This is a genomic window from Candidatus Omnitrophota bacterium (assembly GCA_041649175.1).
Taxonomy (GTDB): domain Bacteria; phylum Omnitrophota; class Gorgyraeia; order Zapsychrales; family JBAZNR01; genus JBAZNR01.
The window spans coordinates 129,031-145,952 of the sequence record JBAZNR010000002.1 but is presented as its reverse complement, the minus strand read 5'-3'; the positions used below and the strand labels follow the sequence as shown (position 1 = coordinate 145,952).

The following is a 16,922-nucleotide window of genomic DNA, read 5'->3' as shown; positions in this document are numbered from 1 at the left end:
AATAGCGTCAGTTGTTTTCTGCAAGTATTTCAAATGGCGCTGTTCATGTCTAAGTCAATACCTGTTGCTTTGATTTCCTTAGCCAACTGCACACGCCAGGCACCACTCTCATCTAAAGGAATAAACAGAACGCCGGAATAATCTGATGGAATTTCAACTCCTTTTTGATAGAGAGCACATACTCGTTGCCGACCAATTCTTCCTAAAAAATACCCGAGTTCAAGGACTACATTTTGGCGAGCACGCGGAAGAAGGTTCTCACATTTTGCATCATTTATTCTGCCAACATCATCGCCTGTTAACAGCACAACTGCAAAGCCTACATCGGAATAATCAGAAATTTTCTCGATGATTGTTCTTCCTTGATTTGGCTTCTCATGCAAGATTATTGGCGCTAAACCCAACTTCTCTAAAAATCTTGCTGTCGCTTCTTTGATACCATCATCATGTCCATGGACAAGGAATATTTTCCGTGAAATTGCTGGCAAATGACTAGGAATGACTGGTCCACTCTTAGTATCCGAAGAAAGCGATATCTCCATTTCAAGCAATTCAATTTGACTTATTAACATTGAGATTTGCGACGAAAGATCCTCAGACCTACTATTTTCCCAATAATCTTCGCTTGCCCCCATAGGAAAAGCACCGTATTTGCCAATATCTAATACCTTATTTACATTTGGTGAATTTAAACCAAACGATTTCTCGAGACATGCCTGTGTAATATTTTCCCATGAAAGATAGTCATCTTTTCTTAGTGGTCTTTTAGCAAGCAAATCCTTGCCGCGATCTATTTGCTTTTTTATCAATTCAATTCCTTTTTCGGGGTTTACTGAAGGAGGCTGTGGAATTGGATTAGTAATTTCTTTTCTTTTGGGCGCCATTTATATCTCCTTTACAAATTTCCCGGGACACGTACCTTTTTAAATACGCGCCACTCACCTTCATTTTCTCCCCGTTATTAAAAAAATCGAAAATGTTCTAAGCGCGCCGTTAGCGGCGGACTTGGTCATTTGGGCGGCCGTTGTGTCGCGGATATCGGCAAAGCCCGCATCCGTTAACAAGCCTTTCAATTTTTCCCGGTTAAACCCGTTGTGAAAAACGCCGTCTTTGTTTTCATGAAAAAGGCCGCCCTCTTCATCTAAGTCTACCAGCGCGAGTTGTCCGCCTTTGGTTAAAATTTCAAAGAAACGTTTCAAAAGCGCCGGAACATCTTCAATATGATGAAGCGTCATACCGCTAATAATAGCCTGATAGCGTCCGTTTAAAACATCTCCCGCGCTTAAATCCACAAAAGAAGTTTTGGCGTTTTTGATATCCTTCTGGCGGATCTTGGTATTAAAAGCATCCAACATTCCCTTTGAGCTGTCGACACCGACGACCGAGCGGACCAGGGGCTGAATATGGAAAGCCAAAAGCCCGGTGCCGCAGCCAAAATCCATAACATCCATTTCTTTTGTCAATTTGACTTGGCTTAAAATAGCCCCGGCGATATTTTTGGCTAAAGTGATCTTTTGCGCGGTGTCCCAGGTGGCCGCTTCTTTATCAAAATCCCGCTTTTTCGTTGTTGGGTTGTTCTTATCCATTGATAACAATAATTCCTTTTTTTGATCTTCTAAAAACGTGCCAGTCGCTGTTTGTTTTAAAAATTACAAAATACTGTGAGAAAAAAGAACATCGCTCCGCATAGCGCCCATACAATCAATAATATATTTGCAACAATTTTAAATCCCGGTTGCATTTTTAAAATGTTTTTATTTTTTCGGTGGAGGATTTTTAATAGAAGATACAGCGATAACGTTAGCGAAGCCCACAGAAGAAACGGCTTATCATTCAAGAAGCCTTTAGGAATTGCAACGCAAAGCAGAATTCCTGCGGCAAAGATAGCAACGATTTCAAGAATTGAATAGCGTATTGGTTTAGCATCCATTGCAAACTATTATTTTCTTTCCCTTGTTTTTATAAGCTCGCGCAAAATCCTTCATCGATTTTACCGCATAATTCTCTAAATTAAAAACATTTCCTATTTGCTTAAAATTCAAGTTATGCGGAGTTTTAAAATATTTTATAAACGCGTCTTTGACTTGCGATACGGGAAGTTTATGGAATATTCCCCCGCCGTTATTATTAAGAACGACGATCGTAAGCGGAACTTTCAAATCTTTAAGCATTGCTAGAGAGTTTAGATCATGTAGAAATGCTAAGTCGCCGATTAAAAGCGTTGTCGGGTTATTTAATCCTTTTGCAAATCCAATCGCGCTGGCAATCGTACCATCAATGCCACTTGCTCCCCGATTAGAGCCGACGATGACCGGATTTCCGTCGTAAGCGGCGTAAGTGTCCATGTGGCGCACGGGCAAGCTGCTGGATAAAAATAGGCCGGAATTTTTGAGAATAAGACGAGAAATAAGACGAGCAACGGCTTCTTCGCTTAAAGTTTTCGAGTTTTCCAGTTTTGTCAGTTTCGAGTTGGTGCTTTCTGAAAGCTTCTTAAGTGACAAAAGCTGAGCGGATTGGGGCCGCGAAGGGATTTTTTCATTTACTGTCATGCAGAACTGCCCTACGCAAGATTGAATGCGATGCGTAACAATGTGCAAGGGATCGTTTCGTAAGGGATGGCTTATAACAGTTATATAGGACTTAAGGGTTTTAGGGCTTAAGGATTTGATGAATTCGTAATAGCGAGAAGAAGTGATCCGTCCGCCTAAATGGATAATTCCATCGGGCTTGAAGTTTTTAAGCTTATTTTCAGCCAAGAGAAGGTCGTAATAATGAATAAGATTGGGATGATCAATCCCTAAGCGCAAACCGGACGTTACATCGGGAAAAATAGGAAATTGGAGTTTTTCAGCTAAATGTAAAACAGCTTGCGCGTGAGAACCGGATAAGGGGATTTTGCCAACGACAATTAAACCGTTTTTAATCGATTTAATTGCATCGAGCGTTTTAGCGTCTAGCGTGTAGCGGATAGCGTCTAGTTTCTCATATGTCGTGTATGGCCCTAAACGCTCAACGCTATACGCTATACGCTTTTCTGTCTTTTTCGGCGTCAAAGGTTCGCGAAACATGCAATTCAAATGCACAACGCCTTTCATTCCGGATTTGGCTTGAAAAACCGCCTGATCGATTGTGGTCAAGACAAATTCAGGCTTAATTTCCGGGGTCGGACAAGGAAATTCAAAAGTCCATTTGGCGTATTTTCCGAAAATATTATTTTGTTCGATGGTTTGATTAGCGCCGGTTTTTTGAAGTTCCGGCGGACGATCGGCGGTAAGGACGATCAGGGGCAATTTTTTCTTCGAGGCTTCAATGATCGCGGGAAAAAAATTGCCCACAGCCGTGCCTGATGTACAGATCAAAACACAAGGTTTTCGCGTCGCACTTGTATAGCCTAAAGCGTGAAACGCCAATCCTCTTTCGTCAAAATGAACAAAAGTTTTAGCACGTTTGTTGCGCGCGGCGGCAATGGTCAAAGGCGCCGAACGCGAACCCGGAGCGATGCAGAAATAATCGACACCGTTTCGAATGAGTTCTTCGATAATTAGCTCAGCCCACATAGAATTTAAATTTGTCATTAGAGTTTACTGCTTTCGAATATCTTAATAAAACTTCCTATCTTTGTTTCTACTTCATCCCACTCATCTTGTGGATTTGAATCTTCCACGATCCCTGCCCCGGCGTAAACGAAAAGTTTATTATTTAAAATAAGCCCGGAACGAATGCCGACCGCAAATTCACAACTGTCAAAACCAACCCAACCGACCGGTGCCGCGTACCAACCGCGCTTAAACGGCTCAAATTGCTTGATAACTTTAAGCGCTTTATCCGTCGGACAACCCGCGACCGCCGGTGTGGGATGCAGCAAACTTAAAATTTCGGCATCATCGGTATCTTTTTTAAGATTTCCTTTAAATGATGTCAAAAGATGTTGCCCGCTTTTAAGCGCCAAAAGAGTGGATTTTGTTTCCATATCCCAACGCGTGCACACCTGCTCTAGCGCATCTTCAATAGCTTCGGCCACAAATTGATGTTCTTTAAGTTCTTTGGGTGAATTAAGAAGTTCCTGTTTTAATTTTGAATCACTTTCCGATGATCGCCCGCGCGGACGCGTTCCGGCAATAGCCTCGGTTCGAACCGTTTTTCCGTCGCGCTTATAAAGCCTTTCGGGCGAAGCGCCGATAAAAGCGGCCGCATCAATAGGTGAAAAACAAAAATGAAAACAATCGGGAGAAATACTTTTAAGTTCTCTAAGAATAGCCCAGGGATCGGGATTTTCGGCAAATTCAAAGACCGATTGGCGCGCTAAGACCGTTTTTTCTAAAGTTTTATTCTTAAGACGTTTGATGAGCGCATCAACTTTTTTTATCCATTCGGATTTCTTTGGTTCATCGCTACGGGAAATAAGCCGCGGAAACATCAAAGATGTTTTTTCATTTGGGCATTTTAGGCTTTCTAATTCTTGAAGAATTCTTTCGGCTTCCCGGGCGCTAAAAACATTTCCGAAAACATTACAGGCAAAAAATGTTTGCTGATTACGTTTAAGAACTTCAAAACGAGGCAAAACAAAACGATAACTTCCAAATTCTTCCCAGTTTTTATCGATTGAGGTATGGTTAAACGCTATTCCGCCAAAAAACTTAACATTCTTGTTATCGCCGGACAGATACCGGTTCAATTCGTGAAAGATGGCATCGTAATCAATGATGCTGGTTCCGGAAAGCGCGTAAGAAATTCCTAAGCCCGCGGTTTCAAAACTTCCCTGCCGGTCGGGCAAATACGATTCACGGCTGGACCAGTAAATTTTGGAATTTGACGCGTTAGACGCTAAAAACTGCGGTAGATCGGCAGAATTAATTTTAACTTCAAAACGAATGATGCGGTTTTTGCCTAAAGGAAGCTCTTCGGCAAGGCGTCGTATTTCTCCGGCGCAAAACTCTTTCGCTTCATTAAAGGTTAAAATTTGTTTTTCTTCGATCGCCTGACTCATCGCTTAGGGTTTTTCACCTGTATAGATCATCGCCGTTTGAAACGTCAGGGGGTGAGCGCGGACATTAAGAAAACCGCAAGCACCCATCGCTTGGCAAAATTCTTCGCCGTACATAAACGTTTCTACCGTTTGATTAAGATATTTATAGGCTTTAAGATTTCCGGAAATAAGCGCGCCGACGGCGGGCAAAATTTTTCTCAAATAAAAGGTAAAAATGGGGCGCACTAAAGCGTTTTCGGGAATAGCAAATTCTAATATGATCGCCCGTCCGCCCGGCTTTAAAACACGCAACATTTCACTTAAAACCTGTTTTGGATTGACCACGTTACGAATTCCGAACGCAATGGTTGCCGCGTCAAAATAATTTTCTTCAAACGGGATTTGATTAATGTCGCCGTTTTTTAAGATGATCTGTGCTTCTAACTTGCGCGTCTTTATCTTTTCTTGGCCAATCAGAAGCATTTTTTCCGAAAGATCAATGCCGTAAGCTATTTTGATGGATTTTGTCTGCTCAAAAAGATAAAGCAGAACATCCCCGGTTCCGGTGGCAAGATCAAGAATGGTTAAATCGTTTTTTGGGGGCAGAAAGGAGACGATTTTCTTGCGCCAGCCGATATCCAGCCCAAATGATAAAAGCCGATTGAGCAGATCATATCGGCCGGAGATCTTATCGAACATTTTCCAGGATTCTGACTTAGAGTAAGGGAGATTGTCCATAGGTTTCTTGCGCAGTTTCGCTTTAAGTTGTTGTGAATTACGGGGTTATACTAACATATTCTTGAAAAGATGACAATGGAAATGACGGGAGGACTGGGCGAGAAAAATCTTAATGATTAAGCAGGCGTTCGGCTTCCAAAGCCGCCATACAGCCCGAACCGGCCGCGGTAATGGCTTGGCGATAGGCCTTGTCTTGCACATCGCCACAGGCGAAAACACCGGGAATATTGGTTTGAGTGGTTCCCGGTTTGGTTAAAATGTAGCCTGTTTCGTCTAGCTGGAGTTGACCTTCTAAAAACGCGGTATTGGGTTGATGGCCGATGGCGTAAAAAAGCCCGCCGACTTCCAGCGTGCTTTCTTGGTTGGTTTTGACGTTTTTGATCTTCACGCCGGAAAGGGCTTTATCGCCAACAACATCAACTAAAACGGTATTCCAGAGAACTTCTATTTTTTTATCGGATAAAACGCGTTCTTGCATGGCTTTGGACGCGCGTAAAACATCGCGGCGCACCAAAAGAACTATTTTGCTGGCGAATTTCGTTAAATAGGTGGATTCTTCCGCCGCCGAATCGCCGCCGCCCACCACCGCTAAGACTTTATTACGAAAAATGGGAAGCGCGCCGTCGCAAACCGCGCAGGCGGAAATTCCCCGCTGCCAAAGCTGTTCTTCGCCCGGAACATGCATGCGTTTGGCGGTGGCGCCGGTCGCAATGATCAAGGTTTTGGTTAAAACAACTTCGGAATCAATGAAAACTTTGAAAGGTTTTGCTGTGAGGTCAACTTTGGTAACGGTTTGGGTTTTGATACGCGTGGCGCACTTAATGGATTGTTCACGCATTCTTTGCATCAGTTCCGGGCCGCTGATCCCTTCGGGAAATCCGGGATAATTTTCTACTTCGGTGGTGGTGGTGAGCTGTCCGCCGGCGGCAATTCCGCCCGCTAAAAATCCTTCATAAAGCAAAGGGTCAAGCTTAGCGCGTCCGGTATAAATGGCGGCCGCATGAGCGGCCGGGCCGGAACCGACGATCACCACATTTTCAATATTTGCCATCAGGATCTTCCTATTTTATAAAAGAAATCGGTCGAGAATTTTATCGCGAGGTTTTTGTTCTGCACTCTTCGTTTGATTTTGCAGAATTGCATCGTAGCGAGCTTTTTTAGCGTCTTGATAAAAAAGCCCGTAATGCCGACGAGGACTTTCAGCATATTCGAACGCTTTGGTGATCTGGCTTGGGTCGTGAACGATCACTTCGGTTTTATCCGAAAGGCGTTTGTCGGCGGCAATTCCATTTTCATGCGTCAAGAAAGAAAACCAAGAACTGGTTTTATGATCAAAATTCGCTTCGTCATAATGCGGACAGCGCTGAGAAATATGAACAAAGGCAAAACCCGGATGGGCGAACGCCGCTTTTAACGTGCTGGCCAAATGATCCGGCATCCAGTCGGTGGTGCTCGCCACAAAAGACGCGCCGATGCCTAGCGCAAGGCGAACCGGATTAAGCGGCTCGAGATACGTTCCGAAAGGTTGTGTATTGGTTTTGTGCCCTTTTCGAGTTGTAGGAGAAGTCTGGCTTTTCGTTAAGGCGTAAAGTTCATTATCAAAAAGAAGAAAAACGCATTTGAAATTCTTATTGATGCCGTGAATGAGATGATTTCCGCCGATACTTAAGGCATCGCCGTCGCCGGATTCCACAAAAAGATTTAGATCAGGGCGCGCTAAAGCCAGCCCCATGGCAAGAGTAATGGGGCGCCCATGAATACCATGAATACCGTAGGTGTTGATGTAGTTCGGCGCGCGGCCGGAACAGCCAATGCCGGAAATGTTCACTGTTTTTTCCGGACGAAGAGCGGCATCAACGATAAATCGCTTTATTCCCATAAGAATACCGAAATCGCCGCAGGCAACGCACCAACGCGGATTATCGGTGTTTAAGTCTTTAATGGTTACAGGTTGTGGTAATTTATTTTCAGCAGGAGCGCTCATTTTAAGATCTCCTTAATTTTAGACAAAATACCGCGCGGCGTGATGGGGCGACCCGTCGGACGGGCTAAAGCCGGCTGAACATCCGCTAATGTCGCACTGCGCAACAAAAGCGCTAATGGTGGCGGCGCTAATTCGTCGCCGTAAGCCACTTCTACGGTAACAACCTTTTTAAAATTCGTGAAAATGTCTTTGAGCATCAAAGGTAGCGGGTGGACGATCTTTAAATGCATTCCTGAAGCGGAAAGATTTTCGCCTTTGCACATATCAATGGCTTCTTCAATAACACCGCGAGTACTTCCCCAGCCAACCACCAAGAGATCTCCGCTTTCTTTGCCGAACATTTCCGGCTTGGTCAAAGCGCGTTGCACATGATGAACTTTTTCGCCGCGGATTTGATGAGAACGAAGACTAGTAGCGCCGGAATGACTCACAACGCCTTTCGCGTCAGTGTTAAGCCCGGTGACCCGGCGCATCATTTCCGGCGTTCCGGGGTCTGCCTGATTGGCGCAAACCATTTCAATAGTATCCGGCAGTCTTTTCATATGAAAACGTTCTAAAACAAAATCCGGGATCTTGTTAATATCGTCAAGTTGGGTCACGGGAAGTTTATCAATGACCTTATAACTATTGGCTGTTTGGAAATCCGTCATCAGCATAACCGGAATTCTCAACTTTTCGGCGATATATCGGGCCACGGTCGGAGCGTAAAAACAATCAATGACGTTGGCAACGCTCAAAACAACTTTGGGTGCGTCGCCGTGCGAGCCAAATGCCGCCGCTAAAAGATCGGATTGTTCCGTTTTCGTCGGCAGTCCGGTGGACGGCCCGCCGCGCTGGGCGTCAATAACGATCAAAGGAATTTCCGCTGAAGAAGCAAAACCGATAAATTCTTGTTTTAAAGAAAGCCCCGGCCCGGACGTCGCGGTAATAGACGGAACACCGCCAAAATAAGAACCGATGGCGGAACCGATCGCGCTAATTTCATCTTCTGCCTGATGCACCATGCCGCCGTAGGACGGAAAAACTTTTGCTAAGGTGTGCATAATGGATGAAGCCGGTGTAATGGGATAACCGGCGAAAATTTTTATTCCCGCGTCAATAATACCCATGGCAAGCGAAGTATTGCCGTCGATCAAGATCTTTTCGGTGCTGCGCACAGTTCCGGCAACTTCATAGGAAAGTGCAATGTTGTCTTCCGCGTATTTATAGCCGTTATGAAAAAGGCTGATATTTTTATTTAAGACTTCTTCGGAGAGTTTTTTACCAAATGTTCTTTTAATCTCAGTAATGATGGCATCATGCGGCGTGTTGTAGATCGCTGCCAGCATGCCGATATAATACATATTTTTTCCGGAATTTCCCAGACTGCGGATAATGGCGTTAGATTCGGCGTCTAACTCAAACGGAATAACGGTAAGCCCAGCGTCTTTAACGCGCTTTAAGACTTTTTCGTAGGAATCTTTATTGGCGGACTGGTCGCCGACATCTAGAAGTATTTTTGCTTGCGGATTGCTTTCCCCATCATCAAAACGGCGGTCTAACACAATTTCATGCGCGGCTAAGATGAGGTCGGTATTATTTCCGATATTGGTAATATCGAAATCCGCAACACGGATGATCGCACCCGACAAAGCCGGACGCGTGCGTGGCGGCGGGCTGATCTCGGCGGGGATCATCGGCTCGATGTAAACGAACTTGCCTGTTCTGGCAAAGGCCTTGATCAAAATATCGCCGGCGCTTTGCGCGCCAAAACCGGCATCCATCAAAATTTCAAAACGCGAAATGCGTTTTTTCTCTACAGTTTTTGTAACCATGAATGTCCTTTTCCTTCTCGTAAATTTGGATACTGCAGGCTAGGGCTTACTATAACATTTTGCTTAACTTTGGCAATAAAAATCATAACTTTCGTGCGGAAAAAGATCGGCTATTTTTTAGCGGGTAAAAGCGGCCTTAGGTCGTTTAGATCTTTTAAAATAGCCTGCTGATCCTCGACGATAAAGTCTTCTTCTGATGCGGATTCTTGTTTTAAAAGTTCCTCGAGCTGGCGGGTGGAATTAATGGTAAATCCGGCGTCTTTGATCATCCGTAACGTCTTGGTACGCCTTGAGCCTTTGGTGTTCAAATATCCATCCATAAATAAAGAGTTTGCCGGATAAAGCGACATCACTTCCATGCTTCGTAAATGCCCTTCCCGACCGGCGGCAACGCGCACTTCTGCTTTTGGATTTAAAAAACGAAAGAGGCATAAGACACGCAAACAATACTCAGGCGTTAAGGCATTTTTTGCCGTTAAAATATTTCCGTCGATGGGAATCAAAAAGTTGACCGGAATAGACGGCGCATTAAGTTCGCGAAATTTAAACGCCAGGTCAACAATATCTTTGCGCTGTTCACCCATCCCGACGATCACGCCCGAACAAATTTCTAAGCCCACATTCTGCGCGAGTTTTAAAGTATTCAGGCGATCATCGAAGGTATGCGTTGAGCAAACATTCGCATAATTATCTTCGGAAGTATTTAAATTATGATTGAGTCGGTCGAGGCCGGCATCTTTTAGTTTTTGAGCTTTATCCTGGGAATCCAAAAGTCCCGCGGAAACGCAAACCTGAACGGGATATTTTGATTTAATCTCGCGGATCAGTCGTGACAGATGCTCGATGCGCGCATCTGAGGGCCCGCGTCCGGCAAAAACCATGCAATAACGGTAGGCGCCGGACTCATACGCTTCTTTGGCTTCGGCTAAGATCTCTTCGTCGCTTTTAATGCGGTATTTTTCAATGGGGGCTTTGGAATTTTTTGATTGGGCGCAGTAGTGGCAGTCTTCAGGGCACGCGCCGTTTTGCGCGTTATTGATAATATGGATCTTGACTTCTTTTCCGGTGAATTTCTTGCGCACTTCAAAGGCGGCATCCAAAAGCGGCAGTAATTCTATCTCGCCCGACTCCAATATTTCTAAGGCTGTTTGACGCGAAAGAGATTCGCCGCTTATGCTTTTTTGGGCCAGTGTTGCGTAAAACGTTCTATCCATAAAATTATTCCAAATTTCGCTTTGAGGAAAACATTTCATCCAGTACAATTGGGGGGTATTTTAGTATAGAACTTTTAATAAAGCAATCTTTTAATGATCTAAGAAGCGCCGGAAACCTCCAAAGAGTTTCTAAAAGAACCGCTGATGCGAAATATATTCCTTTGGAAAACGGCATTGTTCGTATATAATACACCCAGAAAAGTGCCCCTTATCGCGCGAGGCCTAAAACGCGCGTATATATAAAATGAGCCAACACACTTTCCATATCCCTGTCATGGGGACGGGATTTTCCATTGACACCCCCGTTAAAGTAGCAAGGTACGGAATCTCCTCGGTCATTTCCCTGGTTGATGACACTCTCATTGAGCAGATGCGGGAATATTACTGCACGCTTTTAAAAGAGCCGTATATCCCCATCGCCAAAGACGAGGAAGATTACCGCGCGCGCCGCATTACCGCATATTTAAACCTGATCGACCGTATCGTTAAAAAACAATTTGAAGAATTAAAGGCATCCGCCTTTGAACCCGGGACCGAAATCACCAAATACTTCGAGCTTCTTCCTGACAGCGCTCCTTTAAAAGCAAAATATGGAAAAATGCTTCAGGAAGTCAATCCAAAGTTAAAGCTTACGCTTCAAAATGAGCTTCGCAGTGAAATTACCACCGGAAAGATCAATGTCAACATCATGACCAAGGTTGACCGGATCAATTTTGACAAAAACGAAAAAGAACTTCCCGTTGAATTTTCTGATGCTTTGTCGGCGCTGCGCGGATACGCCATGAGCACGCTTGATTCTGCTATTGTTTTTTCGGCCGGAATTAACCGCCGGCTTTACACCTACGCGGAAAATTTTAAAGATTTTTATGCCGATGCGGCCGGTGAGATCAAGAAGAAAATTGTCCTTAAAGTAAGCGATTTTCGCTCTGCCTTAACTCAGGGAAAATTCTTCGCCAAAAAAGGCTTATGGGTTTCCGAATACCGCATTGAGTCCGGTTTAAATTGCGGCGGGCACGTTTTTCCGGCGGCCGGCGAGCTGATGGGGCCCATTATGGAAGAATTCAAGGTAAAAAGGCAGGAACTGATCACAACTCTTCACGATATGTATGATCAGGCTTTAAAGCTTAAAAATAAAATTAGTTTCCCTAAGCCGCATCCGGTGCGCATCACAGCACAAGGCGGCATCGGGACGGCAACCGAAGATAAATTTGTCCGCGAGAATTATCAAATTGATTCCACCGGCTGGGGCTCGCCTTTTCTTTTAGTTCCGGAAGCAACCAATGTCGATGAAGAAACACTTCAAAAACTTGCCAACGCGGGCGAAAATGACATTTATACCAGCGAAGTTTCACCTTTGGGCGTTCCGTTCAATAACCTGCGTGGTTCTTTAAGCGATGCCGAAAAAGATCAGCGTAACGAAAAAGGGCGCCCCGGAAGCAGCTGCCCTAAGGGACATCTGGTTTCCAATACCGAATTTACGCCTTTACCGATTTGCACAGCATCGCGGCTTTACCAAAAATTCAAGATCGATCATCTGCGAACGCTGAATTTAGAAAGCACGACTTTCCAAAGAATTTATGACCAGGTCACAAAAAAAGCGTGTATCTGTAATGACCTGGGCGAAGGCGCTCTTTTAAAGAATAGCATTGCCGTCCGGCGAAAACTTTTTCCGGCCGTTTGCCCCGGGCCGAACATTGCCTATTTCTCCAAGATCATGACTTTAGCCGATATGGTCAGTCATATTTACGGACGAGCGAATTTCTTAAATTCAACCTATCGCCCGCATATGTTCATTAAAGAATTACAGATCAATATTAAATTCTTTGAAGGTGAAATTAAAAAGTTCTTACCTAAACCGACCGAAAAGCAGATCGAATACTTATTGGAATTTAGAGCGAATTTGATCAAGGGCATCAATTATTACCGGGAACTTTTTCCAAAGATGTGCGGTGAAGCGGAAAAGTTCAGAACCAAAATGCTCGAAGAACTTGAAGCGCTCTACAAGGATTTAGAGAATCTGATCGCGAAATACACCGAAGTTTTTTCCGGCCACTCCGCTTTTATTCCGGCCGCATAATTCAGCAAGATAACAATAATAAGAGAAGCGCCCGCCAAGATTCTTGGCGGGCGCTTCTCTATTTCTCCCAAATTTCCAGCTTAACTTTAAATTTTATTTATAGATCTTATTGCCGCCTTTTTTAAATTCTTCCGATTTTTCCTTCATGCCTTGATCAACCGCGTTTTTTTCATCTAAGGCATGTTCTTTGGCGTAATCGCGGACATCCTGCGTGATCTTCATCGAACAAAAATTCGGTCCGCACATCGAGCAGAAATGAGCCAATTTTGCCCCTTCGGCCGGAAGAGTTTCATCGTGAAATTCTTCGGCTGTTTCCGGATCAAGGCTTAAATGGAACTGATCTTTCCAGCGAAATTCAAACCTGGCCTGCGAAAGCGTATCGTCCCATAGTTTCGCGCCCGGATGCCCCTTGGCCAGATCGGCCGCGTGCGCCGCGATTTTATAAGCAATGATTCCGTCTTTCACATCCTTTTTATTGGGAAGCCCTAAATGTTCTTTGGGCGTCACATAACACAGCATCGCCGTGCCAAACCAGCCGATCATCGCCGCGCCAATAGCGGATGTAATATGGTCATATCCCGGAGCAACATCAGTTGTTAAAGGCCCTAATGTATAAAACGGCGCTTCTTGACAAATAGAAAGCTGTTTATCCATATTCTCTTTGATCAAATGCATCGGAACATGGCCCGGGCCTTCGATCATAGTCTGCACATCATGGCTCCAAGCAATTTTCGTGAGCTCTCCTAAAGTTTCAAGTTCGGCAAATTGCGCCTTATCATTGGCATCGGCAATGCTTCCCGGACGCAAGCCGTCTCCTAAACTAAAGCTTACATCATATTGTTTCATGATCTGACAGATCTCATCAAAATGCGTATAAAGAAAATTTTCTTTATGATGCGCCAAACACCATTTAGCTAAAATCGAACCGCCGCGAGAAACAATTCCGGTTTTCCGTTGTGCGGTCAGCGGAATATAGCGAAGTAAAACCCCCGCATGAACCGTAAAGTAATCAACACCCTGCTCGGCTTGTTCAATTAAAGTGTCCCGGTAGATCTCCCAAGTCAACTCTTCAGCTTTACCGTCTACTTTTTCCAAGGCTTGATAAATAGGGACAGTCCCGATAGGAGTCGGAGAATTGCGCAATATCCATTCTCGTGTTTCGTGGATATTTTTTCCGGTCGACAGATCCATCACCGTATCACCGCCCCAACGAATGGCCCAAGTCATTTTTTCAACTTCTTCAATGATGCTTGAACTCAACGCGGAATTACCGAGATTGGCATTAATCTTCACTAAGAAATTTCTTCCGATAATAACGGGTTCGCTCTCGGGGTGATTGATATTCACCGGAATAATAGCGCGCCCGCGGGCAACTTCATCGCGGACAAATTCGGGCTGGCAATTTTCGCGGATCGCGATAAATTCCATTTCCGCGGTCACAATTCCCTTTTTGGCATAATGCATTTGGGTAACATTGCTATTTTTCTTAGCTCGCAAAGGTTTCTTTACGATGGGAAATCGAATATCGGAAAGGCGCGCGTCGGCTTCGCGTTCATTGCGGTACTGAGACGTCGGTGAGGACAACACTTGAACATCACCGCGATCCAGGATCCATTTCTTGCGAAGTTCGGGCAATCCATGGCGAATATCAATTTTAACAGCCGGGTCCGTGTACGGGCCGGAAGTGTCATATAAACGAAGAGGTGGATTAGAAACTTTTTTATTTTCTACTGTTACGCTTGGTGCCTGGGAAATCTCCCTAAAAGGGACCTGAATGCCTTCAAAGGCCTTACCTTTAACATAAACTTTTTTAGAGCCTGGCAAGGGTTTATACTTAAGCGTAAAATCCGAAAGGGCTTTTTGTTTTTTGACAACAGGGATTTTCCGACGGGATTTTTTTGTTTGGACGATCATGATCTTTTAGCTAAAGGAAGTGCCGCAACCGCAGCTACTTTTCGCGTTAGGATTGTAATATTTAAATCCGCTTTCTTTAAGGGTATCTACAAAGTCGATCTTTGTTCCTTGAATGAACGGAACACTTTCTTTATTCACAAAGATCTTAATATCGCCCGCCTCAACAACGCTGTCATTATCGTAATGATTTTTCTGGAAGCTCATTTCATAGGAAAGCCCCGCGCAACCGCCGGTCACAACGCCAAAGCGCAGCCCATAACCTTGCTTGCCGTCTTTTTCCATCATGGATCTTATTTTAATAACGGCCGCGTCGGTCAAAATTACGATTCTATCAGATGAATTTGATTTAATATCCGTCGTCATAGGGTCGCCTGTTCTTAAAAAGACATTTTGATATAACACACAAAAAAACTCAAGTCAAGGGATTAGCGATGCTTCGCGCGGATCATTAGAACCGGAACATCCGTCCGATGCCGAATATTCTCAGCAACACTTCCAAAAAGAATATCTTTCAAAAATCGATGCCCATGGGTGGACATGGCGATCAAATCACACTGCTCTTTTTTCACGACAGCTAAGATCTCATCGGCTGGCTCTCCTTTGAATAGATGAGCCTGCGCCTTGAATCCTTCGCTGATAAGGACATCTCTTTGCTTCTCCAGATAGCGCTTATCCGATTTAATTTCTTCCGAATCCTGCAAGTTGAGCGTATCCTGAAGGCGCGCCGCATAACCATCGGCAACATGGATCAAAATTAACTCGGCGCCAAATGTCCGAGCGAGAGGGCGAATATGTTCAAGGATGGTTTTGTCGCTGTCCGTATGATCCAAGGGGATAAGAATTTTTTTATACATAAGTCACCTCAGTTTTTTATACAAACCATCCGTAAACGGTTTGATAGAGAAGATAGAGATTTAGCCCGCCAATAATAACAGCAATGGTCCAACAAATTATTTTTAACCATAAGGCATTCGTAAATTTTCCCATCTTTGCGCGGTCACTGGTAAACCAAACCAGCGGAACAACCGCAAAGCTTAACTGCAGCGACAAAACAACCTGGCTTAAAATAAGCAGGTCGCCAACACCTTTTTCGCCGAACATCCCCGCCACAATGACAGCCGGAACGATCGCCACAAGTCTCGTTATGAGCCGGCGCATCCACGGCCGCAAACGGATCTCAAGAAAGCCTTCCATAACGATCTGCCCGGCCAAAGTTCCGGTTAATGTTGAATTTTGTCCGGATGCCAAAAGAGCAACGGCAAAAGCAACGCTAGCCAATGGCGCACCCAAAACCGGCGATAAGAGACGATGCGCATCGTTAATATCGGCAACGTTTTCGTGCGGCGTTCCATGAAAAGCCGCCGCGCTTACAATTAAAATAGCCGCATTAATAAAAAACGCGAACAAAAGAGCTGTGGTAGAGTCAATCGTCGCATATTTGATCGCCATCTTGCGCCCCGCATCATTGCGCTCAAAAGCCCTGGTCTGCACAATGCTGGAATGCAAATAGAGATTATGCGGCATGACTGTCGCGCCCAAAATACCAATGGCGATATAAAGCATTTCGGGATTCATCACGATTTCCGGTTTCGGCAAAAGGTTTTGAAAGATCAAGGGCAAGGACGGGTGTGAGACAGCAAGCTCATAGGCAAAACATCCGCCGATCATAAAGATCAAGCCGGCTACCAAACATTCCAAAATACGGAAACCTTTACTTTGCAAAAGTAGAACGATCATGACATCGCAAGCTGTTAAGATAACACCCACGACAAGAGGAATTCCAAAAAGCAGATTTAAAGCGATGGCTGAGCCAATGACTTCTGCCAAATCACATGCGGCAATGGCAATTTCACATAGAACCCATAAGAACATTGCAACGGGTTTGGAAAAATGATCTCGGCAGGCCTGAGCAAGGTCGCGCCCCGTTACAATTCCAAGTTTTAAGGCCAAATGTTGAAGCAAAATGGCCATAATATTAGAGATGAGGATGACCGACAGAAGCGTATATCCAAAACGCGCGCCACCAGCCAAGTCCGTTGCCCAATTTCCGGGATCCATATATCCGACAGCCACCATAAGCCCGGGCCCGGAAAAAGCCAGCATTTTACGAAAAATACTAGCGTTGGTCGCGATCGGAATGGACGAAAAAACTTCCGGAAGGCTTGGCATCTTGGCTTCCCGGCGCCAAGCGGGTTTAGCTTTAGCGGTATTCATT

The 16,922-nt window shown here is 44.7% G+C and carries 14 protein-coding genes and 1 pseudogene; 1 reads left to right on the top strand and 14 read right to left on the bottom strand.

Annotation, left to right across the window (positions count from 1 at the left end):
* Window positions 1-29 precede the first annotated feature (29 nt).
* From WC676_05720 to bioB, 10 genes and pseudogenes are all read right to left on the bottom strand, one after another.
* Window positions 30-884, bottom strand: a complete 855-nt coding sequence (locus WC676_05720; protein ID MFA5060107.1) for a nucleotide-binding protein — start codon at window positions 882-884, stop codon at window positions 30-32.
* Window positions 885-944: 60 nt separating this feature from the next.
* Window positions 945-1,619, bottom strand: a pseudogene (locus WC676_05715) (class I SAM-dependent methyltransferase).
* A gap of 23 nt (window positions 1,620-1,642) precedes the next feature.
* On the bottom strand, window positions 1,643-1,930 hold the full coding sequence (locus tag WC676_05710) for a hypothetical protein (GenBank protein MFA5060106.1): 288 nt from the start codon (window positions 1,928-1,930) through the stop codon (window positions 1,643-1,645).
* Window positions 1,920-3,575 carry a 2-succinyl-5-enolpyruvyl-6-hydroxy-3-cyclohexene-1-carboxylic-acid synthase gene (gene menD, locus WC676_05705; protein MFA5060105.1) on the bottom strand — a complete coding sequence of 552 codons (1,656 nt, stop codon included), beginning with the start codon at window positions 3,573-3,575 and terminating at the stop codon, window positions 1,920-1,922. The genes WC676_05710 and menD overlap by 11 nt, the downstream gene beginning before the upstream one ends.
* A complete protein-coding gene (locus tag WC676_05700) occupies window positions 3,575-4,987 on the bottom strand; it encodes an isochorismate synthase (GenBank protein ID MFA5060104.1) in 1,413 nt (470 codons plus the stop codon). The genes menD and WC676_05700 overlap by 1 nt, the downstream gene beginning before the upstream one ends.
* A 3-nt stretch (window positions 4,988-4,990) precedes the next feature.
* Window positions 4,991-5,704 (bottom strand): bifunctional demethylmenaquinone methyltransferase/2-methoxy-6-polyprenyl-1,4-benzoquinol methylase UbiE, encoded by a 714-nt coding sequence (gene ubiE, locus WC676_05695; GenBank protein MFA5060103.1) that lies wholly within the window; start codon window positions 5,702-5,704, stop codon window positions 4,991-4,993.
* A gap of 109 nt (window positions 5,705-5,813) precedes the next feature.
* Entirely contained in the window at window positions 5,814-6,755 is a 942-nt protein-coding gene (trxB, locus tag WC676_05690; GenBank protein MFA5060102.1) for a thioredoxin-disulfide reductase, read from the bottom strand.
* Window positions 6,756-6,770: 15 nt separating this feature from the next.
* Complete coding sequence (locus WC676_05685) at window positions 6,771-7,688, bottom strand: thiamine pyrophosphate-dependent enzyme (GenBank protein MFA5060101.1); 918 nt, start codon at window positions 7,686-7,688, stop codon at window positions 6,771-6,773.
* Window positions 7,685-9,502 (bottom strand): 2-oxoacid:acceptor oxidoreductase family protein, encoded by a 1,818-nt coding sequence (locus WC676_05680; GenBank protein ID MFA5060100.1) that lies wholly within the window; start codon window positions 9,500-9,502, stop codon window positions 7,685-7,687. The genes WC676_05685 and WC676_05680 overlap by 4 nt, the downstream gene beginning before the upstream one ends.
* 110 nt (window positions 9,503-9,612) lie before the next feature.
* Window positions 9,613-10,716 (bottom strand): biotin synthase BioB, encoded by a 1,104-nt coding sequence (gene bioB / locus WC676_05675; protein MFA5060099.1) that lies wholly within the window; start codon window positions 10,714-10,716, stop codon window positions 9,613-9,615.
* A gap of 244 nt (window positions 10,717-10,960) precedes the next feature.
* Here bioB and WC676_05670 point away from each other — a divergent pair, with 244 nt between their 5' ends.
* Entirely contained in the window at window positions 10,961-12,793 is a 1,833-nt protein-coding gene (locus WC676_05670; GenBank protein MFA5060098.1) for a hypothetical protein, read from the top strand.
* Window positions 12,794-12,886: 93 nt separating this feature from the next.
* Here the strand turns inward: WC676_05670 and thiC are convergent, their stop codons facing one another.
* From thiC to WC676_05650, 4 genes are all read right to left on the bottom strand, one after another.
* The gene (gene thiC, locus WC676_05665) at window positions 12,887-14,707 is read right to left on the bottom strand and encodes a phosphomethylpyrimidine synthase ThiC (GenBank protein MFA5060097.1); all 1,821 of its coding nucleotides are present in this window, start codon (window positions 14,705-14,707) and stop codon (window positions 12,887-12,889) included.
* Between the two features lie 6 nt (window positions 14,708-14,713).
* Window positions 14,714-15,070 (bottom strand): iron-sulfur cluster assembly accessory protein, encoded by a 357-nt coding sequence (locus tag WC676_05660; protein ID MFA5060096.1) that lies wholly within the window; start codon window positions 15,068-15,070, stop codon window positions 14,714-14,716.
* A gap of 62 nt (window positions 15,071-15,132) precedes the next feature.
* Window positions 15,133-15,561 carry a universal stress protein gene (locus WC676_05655; GenBank protein MFA5060095.1) on the bottom strand — a complete coding sequence of 143 codons (429 nt, stop codon included), beginning with the start codon at window positions 15,559-15,561 and terminating at the stop codon, window positions 15,133-15,135.
* A 16-nt stretch (window positions 15,562-15,577) separates the two neighbouring features.
* Window positions 15,578-16,921 (bottom strand): Nramp family divalent metal transporter, encoded by a 1,344-nt coding sequence (locus WC676_05650; GenBank protein ID MFA5060094.1) that lies wholly within the window; start codon window positions 16,919-16,921, stop codon window positions 15,578-15,580.
* Between the last annotated feature and the right edge of the window lies 1 nt (window position 16,922).